Source organism: Pseudomonas sp. HLT2-19-2 (assembly GCF_054898005.1).
Genome location: NZ_CM142712.1, coordinates 3,169,456 through 3,185,780 on the forward strand (window position 1 = coordinate 3,169,456; position 16,325 = coordinate 3,185,780).

General features: G+C 60.9%; 11 protein-coding genes. 9 read left to right on the forward strand and 2 right to left on the reverse strand.

Translation table 11 applies throughout. From position 1 onward, the window contains the following. Positions 1–57: 57 nt before the first annotated feature. Together ACYZTU_RS14805 and ACYZTU_RS14810 are read right to left on the reverse strand one after the other, a co-directional pair. Complete coding sequence (locus ACYZTU_RS14805) at positions 58–1,428, reverse strand: HlyD family type I secretion periplasmic adaptor subunit (protein WP_461963800.1); 1,371 nt, start codon at positions 1,426–1,428, stop codon at positions 58–60. Further along, on the reverse strand, positions 1,421–3,142 hold the full coding sequence (locus ACYZTU_RS14810; protein ID WP_461963802.1) for a type I secretion system permease/ATPase: 1,722 nt from the start codon (positions 3,140–3,142) through the stop codon (positions 1,421–1,423). The genes ACYZTU_RS14805 and ACYZTU_RS14810 overlap by 8 nt, the downstream gene beginning before the upstream one ends. 466 nt (positions 3,143–3,608) lie before the next feature. On the opposite strand from ACYZTU_RS14810, the gene gfa reads away from it, so the two are divergent. From gfa to ACYZTU_RS14855, 9 genes are all read left to right on the forward strand, one after another. Next, on the forward strand, positions 3,609–4,187 hold the full coding sequence (gene gfa, locus ACYZTU_RS14815; protein WP_461963804.1) for an S-(hydroxymethyl)glutathione synthase: 579 nt from the start codon (positions 3,609–3,611) through the stop codon (positions 4,185–4,187). Positions 4,188–4,861: 674 nt separating this feature from the next. Further along, on the forward strand, positions 4,862–6,100 hold the full coding sequence (gene wecB, locus ACYZTU_RS14820; protein WP_461971042.1) for a non-hydrolyzing UDP-N-acetylglucosamine 2-epimerase: 1,239 nt from the start codon (positions 4,862–4,864) through the stop codon (positions 6,098–6,100). A 42-nt stretch (positions 6,101–6,142) separates the two neighbouring features. Next, complete coding sequence (locus tag ACYZTU_RS14825) at positions 6,143–8,356, forward strand: hypothetical protein (protein WP_461963805.1); 2,214 nt, start codon at positions 6,143–6,145, stop codon at positions 8,354–8,356. Positions 8,357–8,368: 12 nt separating this feature from the next. Continuing rightward, positions 8,369–10,483, forward strand: coding sequence for a glycosyl transferase family protein (locus ACYZTU_RS14830; RefSeq protein WP_461963807.1), 2,115 nt, complete (start codon positions 8,369–8,371; stop codon positions 10,481–10,483). Further along, complete coding sequence (locus ACYZTU_RS14835; protein WP_461963809.1) at positions 10,480–13,023, forward strand: NfrA family protein; 2,544 nt, start codon at positions 10,480–10,482, stop codon at positions 13,021–13,023. Before ACYZTU_RS14830 ends, ACYZTU_RS14835 begins: the two co-directional genes overlap by 4 nt. An 8-nt stretch (positions 13,024–13,031) precedes the next feature. Continuing rightward, entirely contained in the window at positions 13,032–13,685 is a 654-nt protein-coding gene (locus ACYZTU_RS14840; protein ID WP_461963812.1) for an alginate O-acetyltransferase AlgF, read from the forward strand. Beyond that, positions 13,682–14,671: an alginate O-acetyltransferase AlgX-related protein gene (locus ACYZTU_RS14845; RefSeq protein WP_461963814.1), complete on the forward strand. Its 990-nt coding sequence runs from the start codon at positions 13,682–13,684 to the stop codon at positions 14,669–14,671. The genes ACYZTU_RS14840 and ACYZTU_RS14845 overlap by 4 nt, the downstream gene beginning before the upstream one ends. Beyond that, positions 14,638–15,531 (forward strand): alpha-amylase family protein, encoded by an 894-nt coding sequence (locus ACYZTU_RS14850; RefSeq protein ID WP_461963816.1) that lies wholly within the window; start codon positions 14,638–14,640, stop codon positions 15,529–15,531. Before ACYZTU_RS14845 ends, ACYZTU_RS14850 begins: the two co-directional genes overlap by 34 nt. Positions 15,532–15,661: 130 nt before the next feature. After that, positions 15,662–16,321 carry an MliC family protein gene (locus ACYZTU_RS14855; protein ID WP_461963818.1) on the forward strand — a complete coding sequence of 220 codons (660 nt, stop codon included), beginning with the start codon at positions 15,662–15,664 and terminating at the stop codon, positions 16,319–16,321. The last annotated feature ends 4 nt before the right edge of the window (positions 16,322–16,325 follow it).

Sequence of the window (16,325 nt, forward strand, 5' to 3'; positions counted from 1 at the left end):
AGCGGGTACACAAACCCGGATGCACACCGGAGCGAAAGCGGCAACGGTGGGGCATGCTCATTCCTCTTTGAAGGCCGCAAGCAAGCGTTCACGCAAAGGTTTCATCAGGTAATTCATCAAGGTGCGCTCTCCTGTCACCACCGTGACATCGGCGAGCATACCGGGGCGCACCAGCAGGCCGGCGGCCTGCAGCGAGGCGACGGTGTCGGCGGGAATTTCGACCTTGGCGGAAAAGTAAGGCTGGTGCGTCTGTTCATTGATCAACTGGTCCGCCGACACCGTTGTCACCGTGCCAGTGACGGTCGGCGTATCGACCCGTTGCAGCGCGGTGAAATGCACATGCACCGGCAGACCCGGGCGCAACTTATTGGCCATCAGCGGCTCGAAACGCGCGGTGATCGCCATCGGCGCATCCAGCGGCACCACCTGCATCAGGGTTTGGCCGGCCTGCGCAACGCCCCCGACCGTATGAATGCTCACGTCCATGACCTGCCCGGATGCCGGAGCACGGATCGCACCGTTGTCGACTTCAAACTGCAAGGCATGAATCTGATCGGCATAACCTGCCGCCTCGGCAGAGACCTCACTAAGCTGGGTTTCAGCATCGCGGCGAAATTCCTGCTGCGCCTGCAAAGCCTTGAGCCGGCTTTCGTTGATCGCTTGGCGGGTCCTGCCGACATCGCCCACTCCGGAGGCAATCTGTCCAGCCAATTGGGCAGCGTTGCGCTCGGCCTCGTAGAGTTTGTTGCGCGGAATGTAGCCTTCAAGGGCCAAATTACGCAGGCCTTCCAGCTCCTGCTGCTGGAAGCGCATCTGCGTATCGTAGTTACGCTTGACGCCTTCGTAGCCGAGCAGTTGCTGCTGCAATGCCGCGGCTTCGTGTTCGTTGATCTGCAAGCGACTGCCCAGCTCTGCACGGCGGGTCAGAAACAACTGGCTCTGCAAGGCCATGGCGGCCTTGACCCGCGGCTCGTCGGCGCGTTCCAGCAGTTCAGCGGGCCATTGGATCTCGGCTGAGCCCAAGCGCTCGGCAATCAACCGCGCCTCGACGCTGCGATCGTTGAGCAACTTGCCCAAGGTCACGTCCAGCTGCGACTGTGCCTGCACTGTATTGAGCTGCACCAGCAACTGTCCCTGGGTGACGCGGTCGCCATCGCTGACCAGCAGCTTTTCCACCACCCCACCAACCAACGACTGCACAGCCTTGCGTTCGCCCGCCACCACCACGGTGCCGCTACCCACGACACCCTGGTCGAGCGGCGCAAGGCAGGCCCAGAGCAGGAAGCCGCCCAGCGTCAGGACCAGGAAAGCCACACCATAGCGAGCAGCTCCCCCGGCGTCGGTACTGGCGCGGGGCTGCAGTGTGGTGCCGCGCACACTCAGTCCCTGTTCGTTGTACGTTTGTGCCTCTGGGGTCAGATCACGCATCTCTGCCAGCCTCCCTGACCGCGGCCGGTCTTGGCCCCGGCCTCAATGCCTTGAGCACCCGATCCCTTGGACCGAATGCATGTTGAGTGCCGTCCTTGAGCACTAGGATGTGATCGACCACCGCCAGCACATTAGGCCGGTGGGTAATCAGCACCACGGTGCTGCCAGCAGCCTTTAGCGCATTGATGGCCTGCACCAGCGCCATCTCTCCGGCTTCATCGAGATTGGAGTTGGGCTCATCGAGCACGATCAGCGACGGGCGCCCATAGAGCGCGCGAGCTAGACCGAGGCGTTGCTTTTGCCCACCGGACAAGCCAAGCCCGCCGGGGCCCAGCGGCGTGTCGTAACCTTTGGGGAATTTCAGGATCATCTCGTGAATGCCGGCGTGACGCCCGGCGGCGATGATCTTATCGGCGTCCTGCTCGCCGAAGCGGGCAATGTTGTCGGCCACACTGCCGTCGAACAGCTCGATGTCCTGAGGCAGATATCCAAGGTGCGGGCCCAGGGCGTCGTGGGACCATTGACTGATCTCGGCGTCGTCCAGGCGCACCGACCCGCCCATGGCCGGCCATACCCCGACCAGCGCCCTGGCCAGCGTTGATTTACCGCTGGCGCTGGGGCCGACGACGGCGAGCACATCACCTTTGACCAGGCTGAAATTAATGCCCCGCAGGATCGGTTGCGAAGCGCCGGGCGGGCCGACATACACCTGCTCCAGGCGCACCGCGCCGGTGGGCGGTGGCAAAGGCATGCGCAGGCGTTCGCGCGGATGCTGGGCAAGCAGTTGGCTCAGGCGCTGGTAGCTCTGGCGGCCGGAGTTGAATTGCTTCCACGAGCCAATGGCGATTTCCACGGGCGCCAGGGCACGCCCCAGCAGCAGCGACATCGCAATCATCATGCCCGCCGACAATTGGCCTTCAAGCACCAGCAACGCCCCCAGGCCCAGCGCCAGCGACTGTCCGGAGATGCGCACAAAACGGGTCGTCGAAGTGATGCGCGCGCTGCGATCGCTGGCATGGGCCTGGGCGGCAATGATGCGTTGCTGCAGCAGGCTCCAGCGCTGGCGCAACGGCCCGAGCATGCCCAAGGCCTGGATGACTTCGGCATTCTGTAGCGTGCTGTTTACATAGATCGACGACTGCACACCCAAGCGATTGGCTTCGTCCAGGCGCGTGCGAGTCGCCAACTCGCCCCACAGCGCCAGGCCGATCAGTACCAGCGCCAGAACCAGCGTCAGCACGCCGAACCAGGGATGAAAGATGAACGCCACCAGCACGAAGATGGGCAACCACGGTGCATCCATCAGGGCGATCAGGCCCTGGCCGGTGATCAATTGCCGCAGCGTCGCCAGATCGGTGAGCACCTGCGCCGGGTTGGCGTTGTGCTCACGCAGGCTGCGGGCGAAGGCGGCGTCGAAAATCCGCTCGCCCAAGGCCTCGTCCAGCCCCGCGCTCATGCGGATCATCACCTCGCCGCGTGCCCACTCGATCAGGGCGCTGAACATGAACAGTCCCAGGGCAATCAAGGTGAGCATGAACAAGGTGGTTTCGTTGCGGCTGGTGAGGACCCGGTCGTACACCTGCATCATGTAGAGCGACGGCACCAGCACCAGCAGGTTGATCACGCCACTGAACAGCGCCAGCGACCAGAACACCCGGCGATAGCTTAATAAAGCGGCATCAATGTCATGACGCGGATCGAGAAGCAAACCCATAGAGTGTCGCTCGCAAAAGGAATAGTCGGTCGAAGACGCAATCCATCGCGAGCTTTTGCCCTGAGGCATTGGAGAGAACACTAAACGTAGGCTGACGTGCCGCTATCAGAGACGACTACGTCGCTACCGCCAATTACTGACAACGTGACCACGGGTTAGTGCTGGTTCGACGGGCTGGGGTTTCATGTGGGTGACGGGCGGGAATGTTGCGTTTATTCGGACTGGGGCACGAGATCTCATGAACACTCAATATTGCCCCTAATTTAAATGACGCATTGGAGTCCGCCCGTCCCTTCCAGATGCTCACACCGCCCTCAGTTGCCGAAGAGGGTCTAGGATGCGATGAATGGCGAGCTTGAATGGGCGCCCTTCGTCACTCACGCCATGCCGCTGGCGCGAATGATCTACCGGCCTGGTGCACCGCCCCAGGCACTTTCGTCTGACACCCTGAAACGGAGAAGCCAACGTGAGCACCTTGAAACTTCACCCCGTACTGGACGATGGTATTCAACCCGCCGCCGCGAATTTCACAGGTGGCACCCTGCAATGCCTGTGCGCGACCGACAAAGTCGAAGTCAAGATCGACGCACAAACCCTGCATAACCACGCGTGTGGCTGCAGCAAATGTTGGAAACCGCAAAACGCGACATTTGCCGTCATTGCCGTAGTACCTCGGGATAAGGTCGGCGTCACTGCCCACGGCGAAAAACTGGCAATTGTCGACGAAAGCGCCGCCATCCAGCGCCACGCCTGCAAGCAGTGCCACGCCCATCTCTTCGGGCGCATCGAAAACAAGGACCATGCGTTTTATGGCCTGGACTTCGTCCACACCGAGCTCTCTCCCCAGAGCGGATGGGCTGCTCCGAGCTTCGCAGCGTTCGTGTCCTCCATCATCGAAACCGGCACACCGCCAGCGCAAATGAAGGCTATCCGTGAGCGCCTGCGCTCGATCGGCCTGGAGCCCTATGACTGCCTGTCCCCGGACTTGATGGACGCACTGGCGACTCATGTCGCCAAACAGAAAGGCCTGCTCCCCGCCGCCTGATTGATCGGCCGCCGCGGTTTCTTCGCCGGACCGCGGCCCCGTTTCACCACCAACATGTAAAACGCCGCTGTTATGGGTACTTGAAAACACCCTTCTCTGAGTCACCTCCCGAACCAGTACAGGTTGAGGGATTATTAAATATTGAAGACAGAAAGAAAGTTCATTTTTTTTACTCCAAAAAGAAACACTTTATTTAACCATGACAATATACAGGCGTCATTTCAGTGACTACCATAACCCTCACTCTAGAAAGCCAGATCGTTAACACGCAGAGCGCGACCGATATAACCAATGAATAATTCATTCGCGCCGACGAGTGGATATAAACATTAGCAATATCGTTATAAACCATGAAGTTATAATCGCCACAACAACCAGGGGAAACTTTCCAGGATTTACAAAAAACCAGAAAAGACCGGCCACAAACATAAAAGTTTCAAACTTTTACCATTAAAAAAATAACGCATATAACACTTTAAAATATTCACCATCGATGCTAATAATTTGGCCCGTTCCGGGTTTAAGGCGACGCACCACCTCACATTGAAGTGAACATCTGATCTCACGCTGATTGTCCCGGTCTTTACTAAATTCAAATAACGCTGGCGTGCTCAAGTTTCAATAAAACTTGGGCCGCTGTTGTGTGCGCACTAAAGCTGCGCAAGGAAGACATCATCGCTCGCCATCATTCAAGGGTTAAAATCCTTTCGATCTTCGGTACCCGTCCAGAAGCCATCAAGATGGCGCCTTTAGTCAAAGCCCTCGCTGCAGAACCTGGCATTCAATCGCAGATCTGCATCACCGGCCAACATCAAAGCATGCTTAAACAGGTGCTGGATCTGTTCGACCTCAAGGCCGATTACACCCTCGACGTGATGACGCCGCACCAGTCGCTCAACTCCTTGACCGCGGCGCTTTACCGGGCGATTGACCCGGTGCTGGAAATGACCCACCCGGACCGGGTGCTGGTGCATGGCGACACCACTTCGGCCATGGTTGCCTCAATGGCGGCGTTTCATCGACGCATTCCGGTTGGTCATGTCGAAGCCGGGCTGCGAACCGGTGATATCTACAGCCCGTGGCCGGAAGAAATGAACCGTCGCTGCATCGACCTCGGTGCGGACATGCTGTTTGCGCCGACCCACGAGTCGCGCCAGAACCTGCTCGACGAACGCCTCCAAGGTCGCGCCTTCGTGACCGGCAATACGGTGATCGACGCGTTGCAGATGACGGCGCGGCGCATTGAGCAAGACGCTGACCTGCGTGCAAGCCTGGACCGGCAGTTTTCGTTCCTGCAAACCGGCCGCAAGGTTCTGCTGGTGACCGGGCATCGCCGGGAAAACTTCGGCGAAGGATTCCTGGATATCTGCAAGGCCTTGAGCCATCTGGCGCGGCGCGCTGATATTCAGATCGTCTATCCGGTGCATTTGAACCCCAACGTCCTGGGCCCGGTCACCGAGCAGCTGGGCGATCTGCCCAACGTGCACTTGATCAATCCCCTGGACTACTTGGCCTTCGTGCGCCTGATGCAACGTGCGCATGTGATCCTCACCGACTCCGGTGGCGTGCAGGAAGAAGCACCCTCCCTGGGCAAGCCGGTGCTGGTCATGCGTGATGTGACCGAGCGCCCCGAAGCTGTCGCGGCGGGCACTGTGCGACTGGTCGGCACCTCGCCGGACTCGATCATCGCTGGCGTCAACGCATTGTTCGATGACGACCTGCTGTGGCGCCGATGCTCCCAGGCGGCCAACCCCTACGGCGATGGCAAGGCCAGTGCGCGCATCGTCGATGCCCTGATGGGACGCCCGGTCGATGATTTCGTCGTGGCCGGACAGCCCTTGCCCAAGTTCCTGCACTACCCGTCAGCGGTGCCTGTGCCCGAGAAAGATTACCCAGCTTTTACCTCTCAATAAACCAAACCGATCCTCCCCCTTACCAGCTCGAGATCTACCTGAATGAAGTCTTCCGTTGCCATCCATACGGGTGCGCTCAGCGCCCTTGCCTGTGGCGTGAGCCTGCTCGCGCTCTTGCCGACCTTTGCCTTGGCCGCGGACAGCCCGCTCACCCAGGCGATCAACCGGCTCAACGCCGACACCCGTCAAGAGCGTGAGATTCGCTTGAGCGATCTGGGGATCGATGCACCAATCATCCTCGGCTCCACCGACGCCCGACGCGACCTGTATCTGCCGGTACCGGCGGGTGTGCCGCTGACGGAAGCCACCCTGAATTTCGACGCCAGTTACCTCAATGGCGAAGGTGGACGCAACACGCTGTTGCTGTCGCTGGACGGCTATCCGGTACGCGCCGAAGGGCTCAGCGAAGCCCAAGGTGATGCCAGCGCCACACTGGGCGTGGACAAGAAAGCGCGTGACAGCGGCTCGCTACGCCTGGGGATTGCCTGGTCGTCGATCGTGTCCCGCGTGTTGTGCGAAGACGAGCGTGCCATCGGCAACGTGTTGCGTATCGAACCGGACACCCGCCTCAATTACAGCTACGACGCCAGCCAGTTACAGGACGTCGGTGCTGCCTGGACGGCATTGCCTGGCAAACCGGGGATCATGGTCGCGCCGGGCACCTTATCCGCCGACAGCTACGATGCGGCCTGGCGCCTCGGTGTGGCACTGGAGCGGATTGGCAAGCACAGCCGCATCCTGCCCTTCCCCGCCATTCAAGACAGCATTGACCTTAGCGGCCTGCGCATCCCGGCTGAACTGCAGTCTATTCCAGCGTTCGCCAGCCTTAACGGCAAAGGCTCGCACGTTCTGGCAAACCCGGCGCAAATCGGTGCGCTGTTGATGTTGGGGCAGACGCCGAACGTCCAGGCGGACCTGGCTATCAACGACCCGCAACTGCTCAAAGCCGTGAATGAATCGCTGGACGCGCTGCAGAGCCAGATTCGGGGTCTCGACGCGACGGCAGCCAACGCCTTCACGCAATGGCGTGAGCGGCATATCAATGCAGGTCTGGCCGCCACCGGTACCGACAACGTACGCCTGGCATTGCTGGGCACGCGTCCGGTGCTGATGATCGCGCCGCAAGCGACCGGCAAGGCATTGGCCCTGTTCAGCTCGGCCTGGAATACACTCGCACGCAGCCGCCAATTGACGGTCAGCGAAGCACAGATGCCATTGAGCGCCGACGGCCGTGTGGCCCTGTCACGCCTGGGCGGTAACCCCGGCGCCATCGACGTGCTCGCCAAGTCCGACTGGAGCACCTCGTTCCCTCTGGGCAGCGTGGCCTATGACGGTCGCCTGCCGGTGAAGGCGGTGATCGATGTGTCTGCCGCCCCCGGAGCCTCGGACACCGCGCCGGTGGCCTCGCTGTTTCTCAACGATTACTTGATTGGCGCGCAACAGCTCGTGGCCAACGGTGAACAGCAACGCATCGAAGCACGTATCCCGCGTTACGCCCTGGGTTCGAAGAACGTACTGCGCGTGTCGTTCCAGCGTCAGCCGGTCAGCGATCGTTGCCTGGAAACGCCACAGGCCTTCCCGGTCTCGGTGCTGCCGACCAGCCACATCGTGCTGGAAAAAACCGCGCTGGATGATGACTTCTCGGGCATGGCTGCGCGCTTTGCCATGGACACGCAAATCCTCGTACCACAGGCCTACCTCGAGCATCCGGCGAGCAGCTTGCCGCAGGTGATTTCGGTGGCTGACGCCGCCGGTGTTTCGCCGCTGCGGGCGCAACTGAACGTCAGCGCCGACCCAAAGGTTTCGGTCACGCCGGACAAAGCCTTCCTCGCCTTCGAGCTGCCGATCAAGGACAGCAAGGAATCGGTGCAGGTCGATGATCAGGGTCGCTTGCGCATCAATCACAAGGATCAGATGTTGTTGGACATCCATCCCCTCAACCACCTGGCCTCGTTGCAAGTGGTGGATGCCGGCGGCCGCCATGGTCTGGTCTATCGCGCCCTGGGCAATGACGCGCCACGCTTCGCCAAACAGATTCTGCTGACCCGCGGCGATGTGGCCATCCTCGGTGACAACGGTGTACTGACCACCTTCGACACCCAGGATCCAAGTGGCAGCCAATTGATCGACAAAGAAGAACCCAAGGGCCTCGACGCCTGGCGCAAGCCATCGCTGTTGTGGCTGATTCCGGGTGGCATCCTGTTGGTCCTCATCCTGTTGCTGGCTGGCCGTAGCGCCCGTCGCAATCGCCAGTAACGGAACCTTTCGATGACGTCGCTTTATTGGCCCTATTGGCTGGCCCACTACTACAGCTTCCTGGAGATCTCGACCATCGTGGTCGCAGTGCTGATCCTGATCTCCAGCCTGGACGATCTGTTCATTGACCTGTGGTACTGGTCTCGCCGCCTGTTTCGCAAGTTCACCGTGGATCGCAAATACCGGCCGCTGACCGCCGAGCAACTGATGGCCCGGGATGAACAGCCGTTGGCGATCATGGTCCCGGCCTGGCTGGAATATGACGTCATCGCACCGATGATCGAGAACATGGTGTCGACCCTGGACTACCAGAACTATGTTGTCTTCGTCGGCACCTACATTAATGACCAACGCACCATCGATGAAGTGGAACGCATGCGTCGGCGCTACAAGCAGCTGCATCGCGTGGAAGTCCCGCATGCCGGCCCGACCTGCAAGGCCGACTGTCTGAACTGGGTGATCCAGGCGATCTTCCTGCACGAGAAAACCCACGGCATGACCTTCGCCGGCGTCGTATTGCACGACAGCGAAGACGTGCTGCACCCGATGGAATTGCGCCTGTTCAACTACTTGCTGCCGCGCAAGGACATGATCCAGTTGCCCGTGGTTTCGCTGGAGCGCAACTGGTACGAATGGGTGGCCGGCACCTACATGGACGAATTCGCCGAATGGCATGGCAAGGATTTGGTGGTGCGTGAAAGCATGACCGACACGGTGCCATCTGCCGGGGTCGGTACCTGTTTCTCCCATCGTGCCCTGCGCGTACTGGCCGGAGAAACCCAGAACCAGCCGTTTAACACTGACAGCCTCACCGAGGATTACGACGTCGGCGCCCGCCTGGCCAAGGTCGGCATGAACGCAATCTTCGTGCGCTTCCCGGTGCAGTTTCGCGTGTTGCGTAAATCATGGTTTCGCAAACCTTACGAATCGACCCTGAAGATGCCGTTGTGCGTGCGGGAATTCTTTCCCGATACCTTCCGTACCGCGTTCCGCCAGAAAGCCCGCTGGACACTGGGCATTGGCCTGCAAGGCTGGGAGCAAATGGGCTGGAATGGCTCGCTGGCCAACCGTTATCTGCTGTTTCGTGATCGCAAGGGCGTGGTGACGGCGTTCGTCAGCATCATCGCCTACGTGATTCTGGTGCAGCTGCTGGGCCTGATCATCCTGCGCCAGAGTGGCCTGTGGGACGTGAGTTTCCCGACACCCTTTGAAACCAATGGCTTTATCCAAACCCTGCTACTGGCCAACGGTATCGCGCTGGCCTGGCGTATCGCGCACCGCTGCTACTTCACCACCGTGCTGTACGGCTGGCAGCATGGTTTGCTGTCCATCCCGCGCATGGTCGTGGGCAACTTCGTCAACTTCATGGCCGCATCACGCGCCTGGCGCATGTTCCTGGTCGGCAAGGCGCTGAACCGCAAACTGGTGTGGGACAAGACCATGCACGACTTCCCGTCCACCGACCTGGTGGCTGTCGCACCGCGCAAGCTGGGCAGCGTGTTGCTGTCCTGGCAGGCGATCAACGACGCTGACCTGCAAAGCGCCCTCGCCGAACAGAAAACCCGGCACATGCCTTTGGGGCGGATTTTGCTCAGCAACGGCTGGCTGGACGACGAGACGCTCGCGGAAGCCATCGCCTTCCAGAACGATCTGCCACGGGTGTTCGATGTGGCCGCCAAGGCACGGGACTCGATCCTGACGCTGGACGATGAGTTCGCCCTGCGTTGGCGCGTGGTGCCGCTTGGCTTGAATGCCGACGGCCGCGCGCAAGTCGCCGTCGCCAGCCCTCTGCCGGCCGAAGGTCTGCAACAGGTTAGCGATGAACTGGGCTGCGAACCGGTGCAACTGATTGCCCGTGAAAGCGAAATCGTCGCGCAACTGCGTCAACTGAACGTGCGTGAAGGCCAATCCGTGCCGGATGCCCGTGCGCCGCTGCTGGGCGACCTGTTGATCGAAATGGGGCTGCTGGATCGCGACGTGTTCAGCCGCTCCATGTTGCAGTACCGCCCGCAGCATCACGGACGCATTGGCGACTATCTGGTCGACAGCGGCGTGCTGCCCCGCTCCACCATCGAAAAGGCCGTGGCGCGTCAGCACAGCCACTACCCTGCGGAGCTTGCGACATGAACCGCCCCTTCCTGACCCTCATGGCCACGGGGCTAAGCCTGTTACCTGGCCTTGTTCATGCCGAGACGCTGCCCCTGCCGTTGACCGGCCCGGCCTATGAAACGGCCAACGAGGCGTACAGCGCGTACGAGCGTAAAGACTACGACCTGGCCATCGCCAAGGCCCGCGAAGCGTTGCGTCAGCGAGCTGATATCACCCGCTTGAACACCTTGATTGCACTGGCGCAACGCGACAAGGAACAGCGAGACCATCCCAAGCGCTACCCGCAATCACGTCAGGCACCGGGCTTCGGTGCCGCTGCCCAGGCGTTCAAGGCCTATGATCGCGATGACTTCGGCACTGCGGCCCAGTCGGCACGCAAAGCTATCGCTCAGGCGCCCAAACGCATGGATTATCGATTGCTGCTGATCGAGTCCTTGCAGCGCCAACAGCACTTGCAGGAAGCGGATCAAGCCACCACCCAGGCACTGGCCGTGTTCCCGGACGACGATACGTTGCTGATGCGTCGCGAAGCGATTCGGCGTCAACTGGCGGCGCCGCTGGCGGTTCAGGGTTATCGCGCCCTGGAGCAAGGCAAGGTGTCCCTGGCCGTGGACCAGGCCAGAAAAGCCGTCGCCTGGGCTCCGGAAATCGGCGCCAATCAGCAACTGCTGATCAGTGCCCTGCTCGCTGCCCGCGATTACCGTGGCGCGGAACAGGCCGCGTCAGGCGCGTTGGCTCAGGACGATGGGGAAATCGCACCGTGGATTTTGCGCAGCTACGCCCTTGATCGTCAGGGTAAGACTCAGGCCGCCCAGGCTGACCTGAATCAAGCTTTGGCCATCGATGGCCTGCTGGAAGCGGAAATTCGTGACATTCGTTTCTTCGCCGGGGACGCCGCACTGGCCCATGGCGAGCCTCAGCAGGCGCTCGATCATCTGCAGCCACTGGTCGACGATGAAGGCGGCGAAGTGGCCCGTCGACGTACCACCGCCCGAATGGCGCTGCGGCAGAAAAACAACGGCTTGAACGCTGTTGCTCACTTTCCGGCACCGGCCTTGAACTGTCAGGAAAGCGCCTTCGGACTGGTCTGTGATATCTGGCCGGGCAACCAGCGCGATGCCGGAACCGACACGGCCGCCCAGGCCTACGCTGCTTTGGCCCGCAAAGACCCCGCGACGGCGGTTGCCCTGGCGAACGAAGCCATTGGCCGCGCGCCACAGAATCCGGCGTACCGGCGTCTGTTGGTCAGCGCTCTGAGCGAGCAGAAGCGTGTTCCCGAAGCCATCGCTGCGGCCAGTGACGGTCTCAAGATCAATAGCGATGATGCACGGCTGCTCGCCCAGCGCGGTCGTTTGCGCCAGCAATCCGGCGACGATGCCGGGGCGCGCAAGGACTTCACCCAAGCCCTGGCCCTCGGCAGCCTGCCCGCTTACGAAGAAGCCAGCCTGTATGCCGCCCTCGGCCAGCGCCGCACCGCGCGCGAACGGCTGCAACAAGCGCGGGACACGGGCGAGCTGGAATCGATGAGTGACCTGCAGATCGCGTATTTGTCGGTCCAGGCCGGTGACGATGACGCCGCCTTCGGGGCGTTCCGCAAGTCCGATACCGACACCCGACTCTCCCCGACAGCGACTCAGGATGCGGCCTACACCGCGATGCGCGCCAACGAAGACCAGCAAGCCGTAGGCTACTTCGAGCGCGTCATCGACGCGCAGCACGCCGGTGAACTGGACATGCCCGCGCAGCAACTGTTCGACACCCGCCGCGCGGTGGGCGATGTCTCGCGCAGAATGGGCTTGACCAGCACCACCAGTTATCGCGGCAACAGCTCCAGCAGTGGGCTGAGTTCAGCTCCGAGCAGCGGCAGTAGCAGCAATGACAGCCTGCAAAACAGCACCGAGCTTTCCTGGCGTCCTTTGGGCTATCGCAACGCACGTTTTGTCGAACTCTACGGACGCGTCACCGACACGCTGTGGAGCAAGAACGGCGATTCGGACACCGGTTTCGATGCGCTGCAAGGCGCCGTGGGTGTAAGGGTCAAACCCTTCACCGCTCTGAACGTGATGGCCGCTGTCGAGCGCACATTCCCTTTGGGATCTTCGGACGTTGACGGCGACTGGCTGCTGCGTTTGGGTTACGGCTCCAGCGTCGGCACCGACCTGCGCGTCGATGCCTCCAGCTGGTGGACCTCGCAGTTGTTCGCGGAAGCGGGTCATTACGTCAACGACTCGCGCAACTACTTCAACAGCGAATGGCAGGTCGGCCGCAGCTATGCGATCGGTGGCGCTGGCTCGCGCTGGGTGAGCTTCCCGCATGTCGTGGCCGCGTTCGACTATGACTCGAAGATGAACATCGGCACCGATGCCGACGGCAGTTCAGAGTCATCATCCGGCAAGGCCGGCGGGGTGGGTGTCGGTAACAACGTCCGGTACTGGTTCCGCGAAGACGCGTACAACGCGCCCCGTTCCTACGTCGATTTTTCCCTGCAGTACCGCGTCAAGGTGATGGGCGATGACCGTGCCGAAGGCGTGTTTGCTCGCCTGACTTATTCCTACTGAGGACTTGCATGAACGTTCGAATGTGTTTGTGGCTGGGCCTTGGCCTGGTCCCGATGTGGGCACAAGCGGCCCCGGAAATCGCCCAGCTGTACGCGCCAAAATTGCCCGAGGGTTCGGCATGGGTGCGGGTGGTCAATCCGGCCGACACCGCGATGCAGGTCCAAGTGGGCCAAGGCGCGAGTTTTGCCCTTTCCGCCCAGAGCGCGATGGCCAGCCCCTTTCAGGTCGTGGACTCGCGGCAGCCGCTCAAGCTGACCGTCAATGGTCGCGAGATAACAGGCCTGAGCGCACCGAAAAGTGCGTGGGTGACCCTGATTCTGGACAGCGACCCGGCACGGGCGCCACGCCTGGTCATCGACCCGCCGCAGCGCGGTAAAGACCTGCGCGCCGAACTCAATATTTATAACCTGAGCAACGGTTGCGAAAAGGCTGAAGTTAAACTGGCCAATGGCGCCCCGGTATTCAGCCAGCTGCCGTTCAATGGACAAGCCCAGCGCACGATCAACCCGGTGCAAGCGACGCTGGTCGTCAGCTGCAATGAAATCGCCAGCCCGCCGCTAAAACTGGCGCCCTTCAAGGCCGGCGATCGCTACAGCCTGTTCGTGATCGGCTCCCGGCAGGCTCCACGCCTGATTGGCCTTGTCGACCAGACCGCCCCATGAACCTTCAATTCAAACCCGACCGGTTTATCCGTCGATTGTCGATGCCCGCCATGATCGCCGTCCTGTTGGCGAGCCTGTCAGGTACCGGCGTTCAAGCGGCCTCGGCGGTGATCACCGGCAACGGCGGTTGGTTATTCCCTGCCTGGGAAAGCCTGAGCAACGTCGATAACCCCGGCACCGCCCGCAGCATTGCGTTGGTGAGGCACGTCCAGCAGCAACTCGAACGCCAACACATCGGCTTGATCGTACTGGTGGTGCCGATGAAAGCGCCCTTTTACGCTCAGCGTCTTCCTGCCGATCAACCCTTGAGCGTGGCCGTGATGCAGCGCTATGACCACCTGCAAAACGACCTGACACAAGCGGGCCTGACCACGCTGAACATCAAACCGATCCTGCAACGGACCGAGCAAGGCAAACAGACCGCGTTTTACCGCGCCGACTACCACTGGACAGCCTGGAGCGCCGAAAACACCGCCGACGCCACGGCGCAACTCATTACCGCGCGCTACCGCCTGCGCGGTGACCCCGGTGGTGGCTCGGTGCTGGGCCAATGGTTCGACAGGCGAGCGTTCGGCGACCTGGCCAGTAATTTCCTGCCAGCAATCAAGCGCAAGGCGATTGGTCGCGACATCTACACCGTTCGCCATCAGGCTGAGAAAGACTTGCTGATCGATGACGCACCGGCGCCGGTTCAGGTGATCGGCAACAGCTTTGTCCAGCCTTACCTGGGTTTCACGCAGAAGCTTTCAAATGCCCTGGACCGTCCCGTCGCACTGACATGGAACCCCGGCGACGTCGGTCCGTGGGCTACGCTGCTGCAATACCTAGAGTCGGCGGATTTTGCCGAACACAAGCCACAAGTGATTGTCTGGCAATTCAACGAGGGCCAGTTCCACCTTGGCCCTGATGCGGCAGCCAACTGGAACGCAAAAGGCGTTACCTCGGTGAGCCAATGGCATCAACGCATCAAAAAGGCACTGCCGTGAAAATCTTCGGCTACACCGCCAGTCGCGCGACCGTTGCTGCTCTGTTGCTTGCTGTCACCGTCGGCGCAGGTACCGGCATGCTCTACGTGACGAAGACCAAGGCCCTGGACCCGGGGATTGTCGGCATTGTCTGGCAGCCGGATAACAAGACCGTCGGAATCAGCGGACACTGGGAAAAACTGGGAGCGCGTGAGCTGCTGGTCCAATGGACAGTCGTGGACGATCAGGCATTCGTTCCCGGTACCGGCCTGCCCGCCGTACCGGTCCTGCCCGATTGGGCGCGCATCGCCAAGGCACCCTGGGCGCAGGATGTCATCCTTGGGCTGGCGGGTTACTTCAGCGAGAACCGCTCACGGGACAATATCGAGGAACTGGCCAAGGTCTCGGAACGGATCGCCAAATTGCCTACGCCGTTACACGTGACGGGATGGTATTTCCCGGCCGAAGTCGACCCCAGCTGGACCCGCGCCAAAGAACTGCCCGCCCTGCTGGCCAAGCTGCCAAGACCGTTGTGGATCAGCGTTTATGATGGCGCCAATATCGGCCCCGTCGCCACGGCCGAATGGCTCAAGCAGTGGCTGCCGGACGACATTGGTGTGTTCTTCCAGGACGGCGTCGGCGTCTACGCCCGCACCGCACCGGTCGCCCGAACCTACGCCGACGCCATGCGCCAGCGTCTGGGCAAAGATCGCGTGCGGATCATCGTCGAAGCCTTCCGCCCCAATTTCGGCGGCGGCTTCCGCTCCGCGACCGCTGCCGAGCTCAAACCGCAGCTGGCGGCCTATGACGGTTATCCGCTCTACCTGTTCGACGGGCCGCACTACGTGACGCCTGAGTTGGTCGAGCAAATGCTGCGATAAAGCGAAATCGTGGCAAGTTTTGAACGCTGACTTACACTGCGATACACCCAATGCGAATGAATGACTGTTCAACGGACCAATAGGTCCCACGGCAATCCGGGCATCACATAATGATCTGGGTAAAGCCAACATGAAAACGGTCACGGCCCTTTTCACCTGTCTGCTCTCTGCCAGCGTGTGCGCGGCGACGAGCACCTGCGCAGATGCTGCGTCGTTCGAGACCAGCTTCGACTGCTCCAAGGTAAGGGTATCCGTCGAAAAGCTTATCTGTCGCGATCCGCAACTGGCGCAGATGGATATCGAACTGACGCGTCTTTATCGCCTGGCGCTCACCGATGAACATTCAGTACCGCGTCCAGACAAAGTCATGATCGACCAGCAGTTCTGGATCGACGCCCGCAATCAGTGTGCCTCTGAGCCGGACCCCAAGATGTGCACGATCCGAAGTTATGCCGAACGCGCGCACCAGTTGCGCCAAGGCTCGGCGATTGTGAGAACCAAGGATCCATACCGACTCACCGAAGGCCCCCTGACTTTTCGTTGTACCGGGTTTAACGCGCTGATTGCCGCCACCTTCTTTAGCACGCAGCCAGGTGTCGTGTACCTGAAATGGGAGAACACCTCGATCACCCTGAGCCAAGTGCCGAGTGATTCGGGAACCCAATACACTGGCAAGGATTACCAGGGGAACTACCGCTTCTGGCAAGACGGCAACGTGGCCCTTTTCCAGAAGCCAGGCTCAGGGGAAATGAGTTGTACGGCCGAGCAGGGCTTAACTGGTCGGCAGTAGGCAA